This window comes from Nocardiopsis sp. SBT366 (genome assembly GCF_001083815.1).
Taxonomy (GTDB): Bacteria; Actinomycetota; Actinomycetes; order Streptosporangiales; family Streptosporangiaceae; genus Nocardiopsis; species Nocardiopsis prasina.
This window is the reverse complement of sequence record NZ_LAVM01000005.1, coordinates 31,405-48,236: the sequence shown is the minus strand read 5'-3', so window position 1 is coordinate 48,236 and position 16,832 is coordinate 31,405. Positions and strand designations below refer to the sequence as shown.

Here is a 16,832-nt window from a genome sequence, read left to right as displayed (position 1 = left end):
GGGCTGGGTCGGCCCGGTGCCAGAACTCACGACTTCACGGGGTAGGGCGGTGCCAGGGCAGGGCCGGGCGGCGCTTGTCCGAGCCAGCCCCTGCGCCAGGACGGTTGTTCCACATCAACAGCAGATCGCGGGCGTAGTACCTGGCCCGGGGGTACCAGTGGCGCTGGCCGTCCACGGTGAAGGGCAGCGTGTCCGGGCGGTCGTCCTTGACCTGGACCAGGCTGCCGGTGTTGACCCCGATCAACTTGGCGAACCCACCCAGGGTGACCTGCTTGTCCAGGTCCTCCTCGGCCAGCTCCACCGGGTCGGGCCCGTGCGGCTCGAAAGGGGCCAGTTTGGCCGCGTCGTACAGGTTGCTGCCTCCACCACCGCCCCTGGCGCTCGCCCCGAGGCGCGTGCGCTCCGGGGCGGGGAAGTCGGGGTAGTAACGAGGCATGACGCGCACCACGTAGTCATGGTTGTATCCGCACCGGGCGGCCCATTCCTTGAGAGTGACCAGATCCTCGGTCTTGCGATCAGACACGTCTCCTCCGAAATGTGGCCGCTGATTGTCACTCGATGTATTACATCAAAAGTCACTTGTGGAGGAGCGTACACCTAGAACTACATACGCACATCCGCGTGCGGGGCAGCGAGGCACCGTGTTCGCGGGATGCTTCTGGTAGGAACGCCAGTGGCCCCCGGTCAACTGACCGGGGGCCACTGGCGTTACCGCTACGGGCGGATCGCAGTGGACAGCAATGCCGCCCACTCCTGGGCAGGGAACTCCAGGTGTCCAGCTTCCTGGTTCTGGGTGTCACGCACGGCGGACAGACCAGGGACGTCAGCGACCTCGACACAGTTCTGCCCGGTGGCGCTGCTGTAGCTGCTCTTTCGGAATGCCAGTTGGGATGCGGCAGGCATGACGGTCCTCTACTCGATCAGGTTCTTCAGGAAGTCGCGCGACGCTTCGACGCTCAGCGCCTGGGCGTGCACTCGGTCGTACAGCATCTCGTAATGGTCCAAGACCACGGGGTCCTCCGGGAACAGGCCGCTCACCGACTGCTCCAAGTACACCGTGGACGGGTCCGCTGGGAAGTCCAGGATGACAAACTGGCCCGTCATCGCTGCGTGCGGCCCACTGCTGTACGGCAGGATCTGAATCTGAACCCGGGCATCGGGCTTTTGGACTTCAAGAAGGTGTTCCACCTGGCTGGGGAGGACAGCGGCGGGAATTCGGTGAAAGGCGGCTTCATCAAGGATCGCCCACAGCTTCGGTCCTGCATCAGGGCTGAGGAGCGCTTGCCGCACCATCCGAGCCTCCACGCGCCGTTCAATTTGGCGGGTGTCGGTGACACCGGCGCTGATGACGGAGCGGGCGTACTCCTCTGTCTGGAGCAGGCCTGGAATGTAGAAGGCCTCGTATGTGCGGATGCGGGAGGCCTCAGTCTCCAGGTCAACGTAGGCGCCAGAGCCGAGGATGTCGGAGTAGTTCACCCACCAACCCGTCTGTGATGCCTCGGTGGCGGTGCGCACGTAGGAGGCCCGCTCCGCCTTGTCAGTGACGCTGTAGACGTCCAGAAGTGCGAGCAGGTCATCGGTGTGGAGCCGCTTCCACTGCTGAGTTTCCAGCCGAGTGAGCTTGGCGGCAGACCACGGCCGGTCGGGTCTCAACGCTTTCGCCTTCTTTGCGACGGCGTCCACAGTGAGGCCGCTCTCCGCCCTGAGTGCATTGAGCTGCCGTGACAGGCGCTTTCTTCGCAGTGTGGGGCTGGCGGCCAAAGTGTCGTCCCTCCTACGGACGTGGGGTGGCTGGGCTCCTGATCCTACGCTCCGTGCATGAAAACCCGACATTTGTCGCACCATTCACATTGTGTGGTTGATTCACGCTAATCTTATTATCCATGTGACGTGGATATTGCAGATTTGCTCTTCATGGGTCAGCATGGGAGGCACCAAGCTCCCCGCTGGGCTTCCCACCCGGCACGGTCCTTACCGGAGGTGTGCGCCCATGGCGCCCCGATCCCTGAAGCTCTCCGCGCTGGCATGCATGTGCCATCTCGCGTCCGGAGCGTTCCATCGCCGTCGTCCCAGGCAGGCCGCGCGTGTGCGGGCCTTCGCCGCGAACCCCGGCCGCACCACTTCTCGCTCTCGGGGGCCGTTGATCCCCTCGCCGCGGCGGCCGATCGATTCCGCCCCCATGCAGGTCCTGGAGGCTGTCATGGCCGGGTTGCGGCGCTGGGCGGTTGCCCTGTGAGTGCGCTCTCTCCCGAGCTGACCCACCGTGAGTCGACGGTCCCCCTGGCCAACTGCATCAAGCCGTTCCACGCCCACTACTTCTCTCGAACCGTGGGAACGCCCTTCCGTAGGCGCAAGGACGCCTTCGCCGGACTCCCCGGCCTCATGCCTCTAGTGCGAGCGGTCCTGGACACCAGCGCCGCCGAATGCAGCAAGGACCACCAGTTCCTGTTCACCCTCCTGGGCTCGGTACTGGCCAACAACGCCCTCGCCCACGCTCTGTCGAGTGAGCACGGCAGCACCTACTCACTCACCGTGGACAGGGGCGCGACCGGGATGACGCTGACCTGCCAGGACCAGGGCACCCGTCACCTCATGGCCCCCGGCCCGCTCACCGCCAGCAACCTGGACCCCCTCGGCTCCACCACTGGCCAGGGGATCGGTTTGGGGCTGGTCAACGCGTTGGCGGACCGGTGGGGAGACAACGGCAACTCGAAGCTCCGGCAGGTCTGGTTCCACCTGTCCCACGCCCTGGCTGACAGCCCCCGGACGCGGATCAACACCGAAGAAGCTGAGGTGGAGTGCTGATGTTGGACGTCGACACCAGGGACATGCTGGCCGTTGCCGAGGACGCCCTGACCGCGCCCACCCATCTCACTCCCGCGCAGCTGGACGTGTGGCACAACCACACCCTTCGCAACCGCATCCCCCTGGTCCTGGAGGCCCTGCGGATCGCCCGGGAGGAGAGCGACGCCGAGGTGGCGATGCAGCTGATCGACCGGGCCATCCACGATCACCCCGCACCCACCCGGGTTCCCGGCAACAGGCCGGTAGCGGGCGCGGTCCCGAAGCAGAGCGACCCCTGCGAGAGTCTCCCGGTTCCCGAACACGTGCTCTGCACCCTGCTGCACAAGCACTGGAACATGACCATCGAAGGCAAGCACCCGAACGAGGTCTACGTGGCGCGCCGTCCCTTGGGTTGGACCGGTGACGGCGACCCCTACGAGCGCATCACCGCACCCAACCGCACCGAACTCCTGCGGCTGCTCGCCCACCGGCACCTGGGTGTTCACAGGAGTGACCCGGAACCTCCGCCCGCTGCCTGAGAGCCCCCGAAGCCCTTCCATGAAAAAGCTCTGGCGGGTGCGTCAACACCCCCAGAGCAGGCCGACAAGCACCACTCATCTAAGGAAGAGATTGCCGACATGCCCATTGTGCCGCACACCCATGCCCCCAACCACTCGATCACCCCACCCGCCGTGCCTCGGTGGGAGTGCCGCGTCTACCCGGGCCAGCTCACCCAGATCCGCCAGGTCCGCGCCGACCTGGCCGTGGACCTCGGCCGAATGACCGGCCTGCCGGTCGAGGCGAGGGAGGAGATGGTGTTGTGTCTGAGCGAGATGTTCGCCAACGCCTGCGAGCACTCCCGTTCCGGGCAGGACCCCGACGGACGGGTCGTGCGGACCCTGGAACTGCCCCGTCCGGGCACGGTCCGGGTCTCGATCATCGATGACGGCACCCGCACCAACACCACCTCGGACTCTTCTCCGAAGGTTCCGCGTCGTCGTACGCGCAAGGGGTGGGATCAGGCCGAACGTGGCCGGGGCCTGCTGCTGCTCGGTCGCCTCGCCACCCGGTGGGGGGTCCGGCCGGTGCTGGACTTCCCGTTCTGCGCCGGGCTGGGCACCGTCATCTGGGCCGAGTTCACCCACCCCGCACTGGCCTGCGGTGGGGACACCTGTGGCGGGGCTGCCCGATGAGCGGATCCCAGGTCAGCGCGCAGATCCGGTCGGTCCTGACCGCACCCCGAGGCCACCGCTTCCCCCGGACGAACGCGCGTTCACCCCGGCCCGCCGTCCCGGCCCTGCAATCAGAGTCCGCCTGGACCGAGACGCACCAGGACCGCCAGGAACGCCTCCTACGCCAGATGGGCGACAACCCCCGGGTGGCCTACATGCTCGAACACGGCCCCGTCCCGCACTGGGTGCGCGTGGCTCGCCAACACCGCGAGCAGGCCGCGCAAAAAGCGGCCGAGGCCGCTTCCCTTGCTGAGCCCGAACCGGTCCCGCCTCGGGGCCGTCACAGGGCACCTCGCCCGTGGTGGGGATGGCCCGCCACCGCCATCAGCTCCACCCTCCTCCTGGGCCTCAACGCCCTGGAGATCCTGGACCAGAACCTCACCCAACACACCGGCATCCTGACCTGAACCGACCGGAGGTCGGGACCCGGAACCCACCGGGCCCCGACCGTCCCCGCGTGCGAGAAGCAGAACGGCCCCCAGAGAGTTCTGAGGGCCGCTGGGTCCCCCACAGGCGCGGGGGCAGTCTCGTTGGCCTGCGCGTTCACGAGCCCTGAGGCGTCATTTCCGCGCGTAACTGAGAATCAGCTGTTACACCCAATCCCACATGTGCACCTCCACAAGTCGACGGAACCATAGCCCAACTCCGTCAGACTAACTACTTCTCGCGAATGTGGGCAATCGCGGCTATCAGAAATAGAGGCGCACTTTCTGGGTGATTGCCTCGGTGTCCGCGCGGCTGGTATCGGTAAGCTGCGGCTTTCCACCCTGTGAGGAAGCGACGGCCCCGAGCAGTTTCGGCCACGTGGTCGCAGCTGAAGGAGCACTGCGGAGGGAGCTCGCTCCGAGGGTCGCACCCCCGCGTTACCCTCCACGCCATGCTCTTGGACTCGATCACCCTCCAGGCCGACGATCCCACCACCCTGGCCCGCTTCTGGTCGCAGGCCCTGAGGGTGCCGATCGTGCGTGGAGAGGCATTCGGCCTGCTGCTTCCGACCTCGGGTGTGCCGCTACGCGTCATGGCGGCCCCGACCTCCACACCTGGGTCCGCGACAGCCATCACGCGGCTGCACCTCGACCTCAACGGGGGGAGTGACCACCGGTCCTGGGCCCGAACCCTGTGCTCGCTGGGCGCGTCCCCCCGCGATGTGGGGCAGGGGGACGCTGCATGGGAGGTGCTGGCCGACGTCGAGGGAAACCTGTTCTGTGTGATGCCCGGCGATCGCTATGAGCAGGCAGGACCCGGGCTGGGCTCACTGCCCGTGGACTCCGCGCGCCCTCGGGCCGATCGGGACTTCTGGGCCCGGATCACCGGCTGGACACCCGCCGAGGGGAACGCCCCGGAGCTGCGTCCCCCGCACGGTCTCGGCATCCACTTGGCGTTCTGTGACGAGCTCGGCCCCAAGCCCGCGGCCGAACCGAACGTCATGGGCCTGGCCCTGCGTCTCGACAAGGACGAACGGGAGGCCGACGCCCTGGAACTGTTGGTGAAAAGGGGCGCGGTTCGTGTGGAAACCGAGGACGAGGCCCCCTGGCATCTGCTGACCGACCCTTCGGGGAACGAGTTCAGGCTGCTGAAAGCGCCGATCTGAGTTCTCATGTTCGGGCCGTGAGTGAGGCGATCGGTATCGGATACCGGCGATGCCGTATTCAGCCTGATGAGCGGTGTACTTCGCCGACAGCGCTCGAACGAAGTGACCAATGATATCTGTGTCCGTTTTCCGACAACGTGCAGAAATGGCCGGTCGTCCCCGCAAACCACCGAGCCCCAGAGGGCATCCCACGGAGTGACATCCCCCGACCCTGGAGTACCCATGGCCCACACGTCCTCTGGTGACAGCAGCCCCGGAGCCGCCCTCACCGTCGCCATCCTCACGCTCGTGTGCTGCAACCTGATCGGCGGCGTCGTCGGCGTGGCCTTCGCGGCGGTGGCGATGGGCAAGGAGGACGAGGAGGAACGGGCCCGCTTCACCGGCTACGCCTGGACCGCGATCGTCGTCGGTCTGGTGCTGAGCGGGCTGGGGATCCTCCTGATCCTCTGAACCGGGACGGCGAGGGACCGCGCACGGTCCCTCGCCGCCGGTCAGGCCGCCTTGCGGGTGGTCACGTTCAGCTTGTCGCGCTCGTCGTTGACATCCACCCGGATGCTGTCCCCGTCGGTCAGCTCACCCGAGAGCAGCTCGCGGGCGAGCGGGTCGCCGATGCTGGACTGCACCAGGCGGCGCAGCGGGCGGGCGCCGTAGTTCGGGTCGTATCCGGTCAGCGCCAGCCACTCCCGGGCCGCCGGGGTCACGTCCAGCGACAACTGCCGGTCGGCCAGACGCCGGGCCAGCTTGTCCACCTGGATGTCGACGATCCGGGTCAGATCCTCCGTGGACAGCGCGTCGAACATGATCACGTCGTCCAGCCGGTTGAGGAACTCCGGCTTGAACGTGGCCCGCACGACGTCCATGACGCGTTCCCTGCGGGTGGCCTCCTCCAGTGACTGGTCCACCAGGAACGGAGAACCGAGGTTGGAGGTGAGGATGAGGATGGTGTTGCGGAAGTCCACCTGACGGCCCTGACCGTCGGTGAGGCGCCCGTCGTCCAACACCTGGAGCAGGGTGTCGAACACCTCCAGGTGGGCCTTCTCCACCTCGTCCAGCAGCACCACCGTGTACGGGCGGCGCCGCACGGCCTCGGTGAGCTGGCCGCCCTCCTCGTAGCCCACGTAGCCGGGGGGCGCGCCCACGAGCCGGGACACCGAGTGCTTCTCCGAGTACTCGCTCATGTCGATACGCACGATCGCGCGCTCGTCGTCGAACAGGAACTCGGCCAGGGCCTTGGCCAGCTCGGTCTTGCCCACACCGGTCGGGCCGAGGAACAGGAACGAACCCGTGGGGCGGTCCGGGTCGGAGATCCCCGCCCGGGCCCGGCGCACCGCGTCGGACACCGCCTGCACGGCGTCCTTCTGGCCGATCAGCCGCTGCCCCAGCTCGTCCTCCATGCGCAGCAGCTTGGAGGTCTCGCCCTCCATCAGCCGACCCACGGGGATGCCGGTCCACGCGGAGACGACGTCGGCGATCTCGTCGGCGCCCACCTCGTCCTTGACCATGGTGTCGCCGGTGGTGGCCTCGGCGTTCTCCTCGGCCTTGGAAGCCTCCTCGACCTGCTTCTCCAACTGCGGGATGTCCCCGTACATCAGCCGGGAGGCCTCCTCGAAGCGGCCCTCGCGCTCGGCCAGCTCGGCCTTGGTGCGCATCTCGTCCAGCTGGCCCTTGAGGTCGCCGACCCGGTTCAGTCCGGCCTTCTCCTGCTCCCACCGGGCCACGAGGCCGGTGAGCTGCTCCTGGCGGTCGGCGAGGTCGGCGCGCAGCCGCTCCAGCCGCTGCTGGCTCGCGGGGTCGGACTCCTTGTCGAGGGCCATCTCCTCCATCTTGAGCCGGTCCACCGTGCGGCGCAGTTCGTCGATCTCCACGGGGCTGGAGTCGATCTCCATGCGCAGCCGGGAGGCCGCCTCGTCGATGAGGTCGATCGCCTTGTCGGGCAGGAACCGCGCGGTGATGTAGCGGTCGGACAGCGTCGCGGCGGCCACCAGGGCGGAGTCGGAGATCTGCACCTTGTGGTGCGCCTCGTAGCGCCCCTTGAGCCCGCGCAGGATGGCGATGGTGTCCGTGGCGGACGGCTCGCCCACCATGACCTGCTGGAAGCGGCGCTCCAGCGCGGGGTCCTTCTCGATCTTCTCCCGGTACTCGTCCAGGGTGGTCGCGCCCACCATGCGCAGCTCGCCCCGGGCCAGCATCGGCTTGAGCATGTTGCCCGCGTCCATGGCGCCCTCGGCCGCGCCCGCCCCCACCATGGTGTGGAGTTCGTCGATGAACGTGATGACCTGGCCCTCGGACTCCTTGATCTCCGAGAGCACCGCCTTCAGCCGCTCCTCGAACTCGCCCCGGTACTTGGCGCCCGCCACCATCGCGGACAGGTCGAGGCTGATCAGGCGCTTGCCCAGCAGCGACTGCGGGACGTCACCGGCCACGATGCGCTGGGCCAGGCCCTCGACCACGGCGGTCTTGCCCACGCCGGGCTCACCGATGAGCACGGGATTGTTCTTCGTGCGTCGGCTCAGGACCTGGATGACCCGGCGGATCTCCCCGTCCCGCCCGATGACCGGGTCCACCTTGCCCTCACGGGCGCGCTCGGTGAGGTCCACACCGAACTTCTCCAGCGACTGGTAGGTGTCCTCGGGGTTCTCCGAGGTGACCTTGCCGGTGCCGCGTACCCGCTCGAAGGCCTCCAGCAGCGTGTCCGGGGCGGCCCCGGCCTCGTTGAGCAGCCGGGCCGCCTCACCGCCGTCGGTGGCCAGCCCGACCAGCAGGTGCTCGGTGGAGACGTACTCGTCCTCCATCTGCTGCGCGCGCTGGGCGGCGGTGTTGATGGAGGCGATGAGCTGGCGCGAGGAGGTCGGGGAACTGACCGTCGAACCGGCCGCCTTGGGAAGGGCGCCGATGGCGGACTCGACCTTGTCCTTGAGCTGGTCGGGGTTGGCGCCGACCTCCTTGAGCAGCGGTCGGGTGATGCCCTCGGCCTGGTCGAGCAGGGCCTTCAGCAGGTGCAGCGGCTCGGTCTGCGGGCTGCCGTCGGCGGTGGCCTCACGGATCGCGGAGGCCAGGGCCTCCTGGCTCTTCCGCGTGAGCTTGTAGTTCACGTCCGGTTACTCCTTCCACATATATTGTTACTCAGAGTGATCATGCTGGGCCGAACTCTTCGGGTCCCGCATCGCGGTTCCCGTCGGTCAGCCCTGGGCCGGACCGCCCGTCTCGGGCTCGTCCCCCCGGCCACCGGGGCCACTCTGGCCGCCCGCCCCGCCCTGGCGGCCCTGGTCCGGGTGCTCGCCCTCGGGATCGGCGGTGTTGAAGATCGTGACGCGGGTGCGGCGCACCAGCTCCCCGCGTACCGGCCCGCCCTCGGGACGGGCCGGACGGCCCCGCCGGGACACCGCCCGGCGGGCCGCCTCAAGCTCGTTGGCCAGGTGGAACGCCTGCTCGCGCAGCTGCTCCACCTCGTGCTGCAACTCCAGGATCCGCTTGATACCGGCGAGGTTGATGCCCTCCTCCTGCGACAGGCGCTGCACCTCGCGCAGCGTCCGTACGTCACGCATGGAGTACCGGCGACCCCGGCCGGAGGTACGGCCCGGAGACACGATCCCGAGCCGGTCGTACTGCCGCAGCGTCTGCGGATGCATCCCGGCCAGCTCAGCGGCCACCGAGATCACGTAGACCGGTGCGTCGACGCCGAAGGCAGGATCGTTCACGTTGTTCACGCGCCCTTCGCCCGCGCTTCGAGCCCGTCGCGCGGGTCGTAGTCGGAGGTCGCCGCGCGGAACTTCTCCAGGGCCTCACGGGCGTCGCCGTTGAGGATCTGGGGCACGGCCACTTCGAAGGTGACGAGCATGTCCCCCGTGGTTCCGTCCTTGCGGGTGCCGCCCTTGCCGCGCACCCGCAGCGTGCGCCCGTTCTGGGTGCCCGGCGGCACCTTCACGGTGACCGGGAAGCCGCCGAGGGTGGGTACCCGGACGTCGGCGCCCAGGGCCGCCTCGGGGAAGGTCACCGGAACGGTGATGGTCACGTTGTCGCCGTTCCTGCCGAACACCGGGTGCCCCTTCACGTGGACGACGACGTAGAGGTCACCGTTGGGGCCGCCGTGCTCGCCGGGGGCGCCCTTGCCCTTGATGCGGATGCGCTGGCCGTCGTTGACTCCGGCCGGGATGCGGGTCTGTATGGTGCGGGTGCTCTTGCCGCGTCCGCTGCCGGTGCAGGTGGGGCAGGGGTCGTCGACCACGAGGCCGCGTCCCCTGCACTCGCTGCACGGCTCGGACAGCGAGAAGCCGCCCAGGTTGGTGCTGTCGTGCCCGGTGCCGCTGCACTTGGGGCACATGCGCGGGGCCGTGCCGGCGCGCGCTCCCGTGCCCTTGCACGTGGGGCACGGGGCCTCGCTGCTCAGCTGGAACGAACGGGTCACCCCGTCCGCGGCCTCGCGGAAGCTCAGTGTCGCCTCGGTCTCGACGTCGGATCCGCGCCTGCTGCGGGTGGCGGTGCCGCCCCGCCCGCGGTTGCCGAACAGTCCGCCGAAGATGTCGCTCAGGCGCTCTCCGCCAGCGGCCCCGCCGCCGGAGCTCTGGCCGAAGATGTCGCTCATGTCGAACCCGCCGGGACCGGCGCCGCCGGGCCGGTACGACCCGCCGAACATGGAGCGCGCCTCGTCGTACTCCTTACGGCGCTTCTCGTCCGACAGGACGTTGTACGCCTCGGAGATCTCCTTGAAGCGGTCCTCGGCCTTGGGGTCGTCGGTGTTCGCGTCCGGGTGGTTCTCCCGGGCCAACTTGCGGTAGGACGACTTGATCTCGTCCTTGGAGGCCGTCTTTGAGACTCCCAGGACCTTGTAGTAGTCCTTCTCCAGGTAGTCCTTGGTGCTCATCGACTGGTGCCTTCTCCCGCTGGTGCCGGTTGCGTCCGATGTTTCCACGTGGCCCCGTACCGCTGGGGTGCCGGGGGCGGCCCGGGGCCGTGACCGACGCTCTCACGTCGGCCACGGCCGGGTCCATGCCTGCCTGCTCGAGGCGTTGTTACTGCTTGTCCTCGCCGTTCTCGGCGGTGGAGTCGTCGGCGTCCGAGGACGGGGCGGCGGACTCGTCGTCCCCCGCGCCCTCCAGCGGCTCGCCGACCACCACGCGGGCGGGGCGCAGAACCCGCTCACCCATGCGGTACCCAGGCTGGAACACCTCGATCACCGTCTGGACGGAGATGTTCGGAACCGGAACCAGGGTGAGCGCCTCGTGGACGTTCGGGTCGAACTCGTCGCCCTGCTCGGCGTACTTCTCCAGGCCCAGCTTGGTGGCAGTGGCCTCCAGGGCCTCACCCACCGCCTTGAACCCGCCGTTGAGCTCGTCGTGCTCACGGGCCCGACCGATGTCGTCCAGGATCGGCAGGAGTTCGCCGACGACCTGGGTGGTGGCGACCTCACGGACGGCCACGCGGTCGCGCTCGACACGCTTGCGGTAGTTGGCGTACTCCGCCTGCACCCGCTTGATGTCGTTGGTGAGCTCGATGACCCGCTCGTCCGCGTTGATCGCCTCGGTCACCACGGACTCCGGGGTGTCCGGAACCTCGGGGACGTCCTCGATCTCGACCTCGACGACCTCGGGCTCCTCCTCGGAGTCCGTGGTCTCCTCGGCGGACGCACCCTCGTGGGTGCGGGCCTCGCCGGTCTCGGGGTCGACCTTGCGGTTGTCGCGGATCACCGGACCCTGGTTCTCGTCACCCGATTCGGGGTTGTTCTTGTCCTTGTCCGACGGCGCCATGTCCGACGCTCCCTCCTTCCTCGCCTCTCACCGGTCCTCGGGGTCAGGACCCCTGGTTGCCCTTGCCGTTCTCCTCGTCGACGATCTCGGCGTCGACGACGTCCGCGTCCTCGGTGGAGGAGTCGGCGTTCTCGGAACCGGGCTGAGCGGCGCCCTCACCCTGCTGGCCCTGGCTGTAGATCGCGGAACCGATCTTCTGGCTGGCCAGCGCGACCTTCTCGCTCGCGGAGCGGATGGCCTCGGTGTCGGTGCCCTCCAGAGCGGTCTTCAGCTCGGCGACGGCGGCCTCGGTCTCGGAGCGCACGTCCGCCGGGACCTTGTCCTCGTTGTCCTTGATGACCTTCTCGGTCTGGTAGACGAGGGACTCGGCGTTGTTGCGGACCTCGGCCTCCTCGCGGCGCTTGCGGTCCTCCTCGGCGTACTGCTCGGCGTCGCGGACCATCTGGTCGATGTCGTCCTTGGACATCGCCGAACCACCGGAGATGGTGACGGACTGCTCCTTGCCGGTGCCCAGGTCCTTCGCGGTGACGCTGACGATGCCGTTGGCGTCGATGTCGAAGGCGACCTCGATCTGCGGGACGCCGCGCGGCGCCGGGGGCAGACCGGTCAGGTCGAAGACGCCCAGCTTCTTGTTGTACTGGGCGATGTCACGCTCGCCCTGGTACACCTGGATCTGCACGGACGGCTGGTTGTCGTCGGCCGTCGTGAAGATCTCGGAGCGCTTGGTCGGGATGGTCGTGTTGCGCTCGATGAGCTTGGTGAACACGCCGCCCTTGGTCTCGATGCCCAGGGAGAGCGGGGTGACGTCCAGCAGCAGGACGTCCTTGACCTCGCCCTTGAGCACACCGGCCTGGAGCGCGGCGCCGATGGCCACGACCTCGTCCGGGTTGACGCCCTTGTTGGGGTCCTGCCCGCCGGTCATCTCCTTGACCAGCGTGGCGATGGCGGGCATACGGGTCGACCCGCCGACCAGGACCACGTGGTGGATCTGGTCGAGGCTGATCCCGGCGTCCTTGATGACCTGCTGGAACGGGGTCTTGGTCCGCTCGACCAGGTCAGCGGTCAGGCGCTGGAACTCGGCGCGGGTGAGCTTCTCGTCCAGGTGCAGCGGGCCCTCGGCCGAGGCCGTGATGTAGGGCAGGTTGATCTGCGTCTCGCTGGAGCTGGAGAGCTCGATCTTGGCCTTCTCGGCGGCCTCGCGCAGACGCTGGAGCGCCATCTTGTCCTTGGCGAGGTCCACGCCGTTGGAGTTCTTGAACTTCTCGACCAGCCAGTCGACGATCGACTGGTCCCAGTCGTCGCCGCCGAGGTGGTTGTCGCCGTTGGTCGCCTTGACCTCCACGACGCCGTCGCCCACCTCGAGGAGGGAGACGTCGAAGGTGCCGCCACCGAGGTCGTAGACGAGGATCGTCGCCTCGTCCTCCTTCTCCAGGTGGTAGGCGAGCGCGGCCGAGGTGGGCTCGTTGATGATGCGCAGGACGTTCAGGCCCGCGATCGTGCCGGCCTCCTTGGTGGCCTGGCGCTGCGAGTCGCTGAAGTAGGCCGGGACGGTGATGACCGCGTCGGTCACGTCCTCGCCCAGGTAGGCCTCGGCGTCGCGCTTGAGCTTCTGGAGGATGAAGGCGCTGATCTGCTGCGGGTTGAAGGTCTTGTCGTCGATCTGCACCGACCAGTCGGTGCCGATGTGACGCTTCACCGAGCGGATGGTCCGGTCGACGTTGGTGACGGCCTGACGCTTGGCCACCTCGCCGACGAGCACCTCACCGTTCTTGGCGAAGGCCACGACCGAAGGGGTGGTGCGGGAGCCCTCGGCGTTGGTGATGACCGTCGGCTCGCCACCCTCAAGGACCGCGACACACGAGTTCGTCGTACCGAGGTCGATTCCGACCGCACGTGCCATGGTTGTTTCCTCCGTCAAAGTTGAGTCGTTCAGGCGTAATTTTGCTTCGTCGGGTTGGGGCTGTCAAGTCAGTTGAGTCGACCCCACTCAAGTTGCTTCCTACGCCCTGACAACGGGTGGCCGTGCGGGGATGTTCCCGACCTGGGTCGATTTCACGAGGGGATCGGGTGAACCCCGGGAGAACTCGGGGACATCCTTGACCTGGAAACCAGGGATGCCGGGGGCGCGACACGGGCCACCCGCCCCGGGACAACCCCCCGCCGTGTCGCGGCGCGCCGCGACACGGCGGGGGGTTGTCCCGGGGGTCGGGTGGCCCGTGTCGTGCCCCCGGTCCGCTTTGATGGGGGTGTGCGGTGTGTTCGGGGTGTGCCGGTGCGCACCCGCGTGAACCGAGTCGCCTCGCGACTGGCTACCGTGGGCACCCGCCGCCGAGCGGGTGGACTCCGGGTCGGTGGCCACCGTGCTATTACTCGCTAGTAACATCAATAGGGACCACCGGTGTGTGGCGCACCGGTAGACGGAAGCAGGATGGGAGGCCACGGACGATGCATCCTCTGTACTTGACGCTGGGCATCATCACCTCGGTCTTCGCCGTGGTCGCGTTCACCTTGTTCGGTCTGGCCCTTCGCCAGATCGTGCGAACCGTGGGTGTCGGCCGAACGGTGGAGCCGGAGCGGAAGGGGCCGTTCGGACAACGGTTCACGATGACGCTCATCGAGATCCTCGGACACACGAGGATGCTCAAGCGGCCGTGGGTCGGTGTGGCCCACTGGTTCGTGATGGTCTCCTTCCCGCTGCTGGTCTTCACGGTGATCGAGGCGCAGGGTGAGGTCTTCTACCCGCACTTCAAGCTGCCGCTGATCCACGACTGGGTCCTCTACGGCCTGGCCATCGAGATCATCGCCGGGGCCAGCCTCGTCAGCATCATCGGTCTGACGGTCTACCGCCTGCTGAACGGCCCCCACCGCAAGGGCCGGGACTCCCGCTTCTACAACTCCAAGACGTGGACCGCGTACTACGTCGAGGCCTACCTGTGGGCCCTGCTGATCTCGATCTTCGTGATCCGCGGTCTCAAGGTCGCCATCGAGGACTTCCCGTTCCCGGTCTGGGCCACCCCGATCTCCCACGCCGTCGGAGCGATCCTGCCGACCGACGTCGCCGTGGCCGAGCCCGCCATCGCCCTGGTCGCCGCGTTCAAGCTGATCATCAGCTACGCGTTCTTCGCGATCCTGTACTTCAAGCTCACCATGGGCATCGGCTGGCACCGTTTCATCGCGCCGTTCAACATCTACTTCAAGCGCAACGCCGACGGCACCCCGACCCTCGGCGCCGCCAAGCAGATGATGGACAAGTCCGGCACCAAGCCCCTCGACTTCGAGGAGGCCGACCCGGACGAGGACCCGTTCGGCGCCGGCAAGCTGGAGGACTTCACCTGGAAGGGCCTCCTGGACTTCACCAGCTGCACCGAGTGCGGCCGCTGCCAGTCCCAGTGCCCCGCCTGGAACACCGGCAAGCCGCTCTCCCCCAAGAAGGTCATCCTCGACCTCCAGAAGCACACCTACGAGAAGGCCCCCTACCTCCTCAAGGGCATCACCGAGGAGACCATCGCCGAGGGCGCCGACGATAGCCACGCCGGAGTCGACGTCCTCGCCCTCCTCAACAAGCCGCTGGTCGGCACCGAGGAGGAGGGTGGCGTCATCCACCCCGACGAGCTGTGGGCCTGCACCAACTGCGGTGCGTGCGTGGAGCAGTGCCCGGTCGACATCGAGCACATCGACCACATCCTGGACATGCGCCGCTACCAGGTCATGGTCGAGTCCAACTTCCCGTCCGAGGCCAACACCCTGCTCAAGAACCTTGAGAACAAGGGCAACCCGTGGGGCATGGCCGAGGACCGGCGCATGGACTGGATCGAGGAGCTCGCCTCCCAGGAGAACCCGGTCGAGGTCCCGGTCGTCGAGGACAAGCTGCCCGAGGGCACGGAGTACCTGTTCTGGGTCGGCTGCGCCGGTGCCCTGGAGGACCGCGCCAAGAAGACCACGAAGGCCATCGCCGAGCTGCTGGACATCGCGGGCGTGAAGTTCGCCGTCCTGGGCGGCATGGAGGCCTGCACCGGTGACCCCGCGCGCCGCCTCGGCATGGAGTACGTCTTCCAGATGCTGGCCCAGCAGAACGTGGAGACGCTCAACGAGGCCGGGGTCACGAAGATCGTGGCCAGCTGCCCGCACTGCTTCAACACGCTGGCCAAGGAGTACCCGCAGCTGGGCGGCACCTACGAGGTGATCCACCACAGCCAGCTGCTGGCCAAGCTGGTCGAGGAGGGGCAGCTCACCCCGGTGAACTCGATCGACGAGAACATCACCTACCACGACCCGTGCTTCCTTGGCCGCCACAACAAGGTGTACACGCCCCCGCGCGACATCATGGCGCAGGTGCCCGGCGTCAAGACGCAGGAGATGCACCGCCACAAGGAGCGTGGCTTCTGCTGCGGCGCCGGTGGTGCCCGCATGTGGATGGAGGAGCGGATCGGCAAGCGCATCAACACCGAGCGTGTGGACGAGGCGCTGACCACCAACCCGGACACCGTCTCCACCGCGTGCCCGTTCTGCCAGGTCATGCTCGGTGACGCGATCAACGAGAAGAAGTCGTCGGGCGAGGCCAAGGAGTCGCTGGAGGTCGTCGACGTCTCCCAGCTGCTCCTGCGTTCGGTCAAGGGTGAGAACCCGGCCCCGGGCGAGGAGAAGGAGACCGCCGACGCCCAGTAGCCGTGCCGCGCCGGGGCGGGCCCCGGTGCGGTGACGACGATCCGTGCTCGGAGGGGGCGGGGTGCCACGCGCACCCCGCCCCCTCCGCGTGTCCGGGGCCGGGAGCCGCCTGGCCACTGGTCCGACCTGCCCGTTTTCCGGGAACCTCCAGAAGCTCTCCCAGCTCGATACGGGTGTATCGAAAAAGCGGGGGTGTGCCAGAATGACCTCGTGCCGAAGGTCGTAGACAGGGAAGCCCGACGGGATCGGGTCGCCGAGGCGATCCACCGCATCGCCGCCCGGGAGGGGCTCGAAGGGGTCAGCGTGCGGGTGGTCGCCGCCGAGGCGGGGCTGTCCGTGGGCGCCGTGCAACGGGAGTTCGCCACCAAGGACGATCTGCTGCACTTCGCGCTGCGTGCCTCCGTCGAGGAGGTGTCCGCGCGCTTCGGCCGGTTCCGGGTCGGCCCGGTGGTCCTCACCGTCGCTGAGGGGCTACGGCAGGTGCTCCTGGACCTGCTCCCCACCGACGAGCGGCGCCGGGCCCAGACGCGGATCTGGGCCGCCTTCTACGCACGCGCGGCCGTGGACCCGGTCTTCGCCGGGGTGCTGGCCGAACTGGACACCCAGGCCAGGGGGCACCTCCGCGTCGCCCTGGAGTACGCGAGGGACCAGGGTGAGCTCGCCCCGGGGCAGGAACCGGAGGCGGCGGCGGAACTGCTGATGGTGCTCATGGACGGCCTGTGGCTCACCTGCGCGCGCCTGCCGGAGGGGGCCGACCTGTCTGCGCAGCGCTCCGCGGTGGAGTCGGCGGTCCGGCTGGTCACCGCCTGAGCCACG

16 protein-coding genes are annotated in these 16,832 nt (G+C 68.1%); 8 read left to right on the top strand and 8 right to left on the bottom strand.

Annotation, left to right across the window (positions count from 1 at the left end; all coding sequences use genetic code 11):
* Positions 1-34: 34 nt before the first annotated feature.
* From ADX84_RS02490 to ADX84_RS02485, 3 genes are all read right to left on the bottom strand, one after another.
* Positions 35-523, bottom strand: a complete 489-nt coding sequence (locus ADX84_RS02490; RefSeq protein ID WP_049566732.1) for a hypothetical protein — start codon at positions 521-523, stop codon at positions 35-37.
* 191 nt (positions 524-714) lie between these two features.
* On the bottom strand, positions 715-903 hold the full coding sequence (locus tag ADX84_RS25220; protein ID WP_082206260.1) for a DUF397 domain-containing protein: 189 nt from the start codon (positions 901-903) through the stop codon (positions 715-717).
* A 9-nt stretch (positions 904-912) separates the two neighbouring features.
* Positions 913-1,761 (bottom strand): helix-turn-helix transcriptional regulator, encoded by an 849-nt coding sequence (locus ADX84_RS02485; protein WP_049566729.1) that lies wholly within the window; start codon positions 1,759-1,761, stop codon positions 913-915.
* 471 nt (positions 1,762-2,232) lie between these two features.
* Here ADX84_RS02485 and ADX84_RS02480 point away from each other — a divergent pair, with 471 nt between their 5' ends.
* The 6 genes from ADX84_RS02480 to ADX84_RS02455 all read left to right on the top strand — a co-directional run bounded on the left by ADX84_RS02480 (position 2,233) and on the right by ADX84_RS02455 (position 6,057).
* Entirely contained in the window at positions 2,233-2,805 is a 573-nt protein-coding gene (locus ADX84_RS02480; RefSeq protein ID WP_049566725.1) for an ATP-binding protein, read from the top strand.
* Positions 2,805-3,323, top strand: coding sequence for a hypothetical protein (locus ADX84_RS02475; protein ID WP_049566721.1), 519 nt, complete (start codon positions 2,805-2,807; stop codon positions 3,321-3,323). The genes ADX84_RS02480 and ADX84_RS02475 overlap by 1 nt, the downstream gene beginning before the upstream one ends.
* 99 nt (positions 3,324-3,422) lie before the next feature.
* On the top strand, positions 3,423-3,977 hold the full coding sequence (locus tag ADX84_RS02470; protein ID WP_049566718.1) for an ATP-binding protein: 555 nt from the start codon (positions 3,423-3,425) through the stop codon (positions 3,975-3,977).
* The gene (locus ADX84_RS26530; protein WP_234003821.1) at positions 3,974-4,423 is read left to right on the top strand and encodes a hypothetical protein; all 450 of its coding nucleotides are present in this window, start codon (positions 3,974-3,976) and stop codon (positions 4,421-4,423) included. The genes ADX84_RS02470 and ADX84_RS26530 overlap by 4 nt, the downstream gene beginning before the upstream one ends.
* Positions 4,424-4,893: 470 nt before the next feature.
* Positions 4,894-5,607, top strand: a complete 714-nt coding sequence (locus tag ADX84_RS02460; protein WP_049566714.1) for a VOC family protein — start codon at positions 4,894-4,896, stop codon at positions 5,605-5,607.
* A 222-nt stretch (positions 5,608-5,829) separates the two neighbouring features.
* The gene (locus ADX84_RS02455; protein ID WP_049566710.1) at positions 5,830-6,057 is read left to right on the top strand and encodes a hypothetical protein; all 228 of its coding nucleotides are present in this window, start codon (positions 5,830-5,832) and stop codon (positions 6,055-6,057) included.
* A 41-nt stretch (positions 6,058-6,098) separates the two neighbouring features.
* On the opposite strand, the gene clpB is transcribed toward ADX84_RS02455, so the two are convergent.
* From clpB to dnaK, 5 genes are all read right to left on the bottom strand, one after another.
* Positions 6,099-8,699: an ATP-dependent chaperone ClpB gene (gene clpB, locus ADX84_RS02450; protein ID WP_049566707.1), complete on the bottom strand. Its 2,601-nt coding sequence runs from the start codon at positions 8,697-8,699 to the stop codon at positions 6,099-6,101.
* A gap of 87 nt (positions 8,700-8,786) precedes the next feature.
* Complete coding sequence (locus ADX84_RS02445; RefSeq protein WP_049566704.1) at positions 8,787-9,314, bottom strand: heat shock protein transcriptional repressor HspR; 528 nt, start codon at positions 9,312-9,314, stop codon at positions 8,787-8,789.
* Positions 9,311-10,468, bottom strand: a complete 1,158-nt coding sequence (dnaJ, locus tag ADX84_RS02440) for a molecular chaperone DnaJ (RefSeq protein WP_049566700.1) — start codon at positions 10,466-10,468, stop codon at positions 9,311-9,313. Before dnaJ ends, ADX84_RS02445 begins: the two co-directional genes overlap by 4 nt.
* Before the next feature lie 148 nt (positions 10,469-10,616).
* Positions 10,617-11,351: a nucleotide exchange factor GrpE gene (grpE, locus tag ADX84_RS02435; RefSeq protein WP_049566698.1), complete on the bottom strand. Its 735-nt coding sequence runs from the start codon at positions 11,349-11,351 to the stop codon at positions 10,617-10,619.
* A 43-nt stretch (positions 11,352-11,394) separates the two neighbouring features.
* Complete coding sequence (dnaK, locus tag ADX84_RS02430) at positions 11,395-13,251, bottom strand: molecular chaperone DnaK (RefSeq protein WP_049566695.1); 1,857 nt, start codon at positions 13,249-13,251, stop codon at positions 11,395-11,397.
* 545 nt (positions 13,252-13,796) lie between these two features.
* Here dnaK and ADX84_RS02425 point away from each other — a divergent pair.
* Positions 13,797-16,016 (top strand): (Fe-S)-binding protein, encoded by a 2,220-nt coding sequence (locus ADX84_RS02425; RefSeq protein ID WP_049566692.1) that lies wholly within the window; start codon positions 13,797-13,799, stop codon positions 16,014-16,016.
* A 210-nt stretch (positions 16,017-16,226) separates the two neighbouring features.
* The gene (locus ADX84_RS02420; RefSeq protein WP_049566852.1) at positions 16,227-16,826 is read left to right on the top strand and encodes a TetR/AcrR family transcriptional regulator; all 600 of its coding nucleotides are present in this window, start codon (positions 16,227-16,229) and stop codon (positions 16,824-16,826) included.
* The last annotated feature ends 6 nt before the right edge of the window (positions 16,827-16,832 follow it).

Bases quoted from the DNA above. Each gene is read 5' to 3' on its own strand.
- ADX84_RS25220 (WP_082206260.1), bottom strand. From the start codon at position 903: ATGCCTGCCGCATCCCAACTGGCATTCCGAAAGAGCAGCTACAGCAGC.
- ADX84_RS02475 (WP_049566721.1), top strand. From the start codon at position 2,805: ATGTTGGACGTCGACACCAGGGACATGCTGGCCGTTGCCGAGGACGCC.
- ADX84_RS02470 (WP_049566718.1), top strand. From the start codon at position 3,423: ATGCCCATTGTGCCGCACACCCATGCCCCCAACCACTCGATCACCCCA.
- ADX84_RS26530 (WP_234003821.1), top strand. From the start codon at position 3,974: ATGAGCGGATCCCAGGTCAGCGCGCAGATCCGGTCGGTCCTGACCGCA.
- ADX84_RS02460 (WP_049566714.1), top strand. From the start codon at position 4,894: ATGCTCTTGGACTCGATCACCCTCCAGGCCGACGATCCCACCACCCTG.
- ADX84_RS02455 (WP_049566710.1), top strand. From the start codon at position 5,830: ATGGCCCACACGTCCTCTGGTGACAGCAGCCCCGGAGCCGCCCTCACC.
- dnaJ (WP_049566700.1), bottom strand. From the start codon at position 10,468: ATGAGCACCAAGGACTACCTGGAGAAGGACTACTACAAGGTCCTGGGA.
- grpE (WP_049566698.1), bottom strand. From the start codon at position 11,351: ATGGCGCCGTCGGACAAGGACAAGAACAACCCCGAATCGGGTGACGAG.
- dnaK (WP_049566695.1), bottom strand. From the start codon at position 13,251: ATGGCACGTGCGGTCGGAATCGACCTCGGTACGACGAACTCGTGTGTC.
- ADX84_RS02425 (WP_049566692.1), top strand. From the start codon at position 13,797: ATGCATCCTCTGTACTTGACGCTGGGCATCATCACCTCGGTCTTCGCC.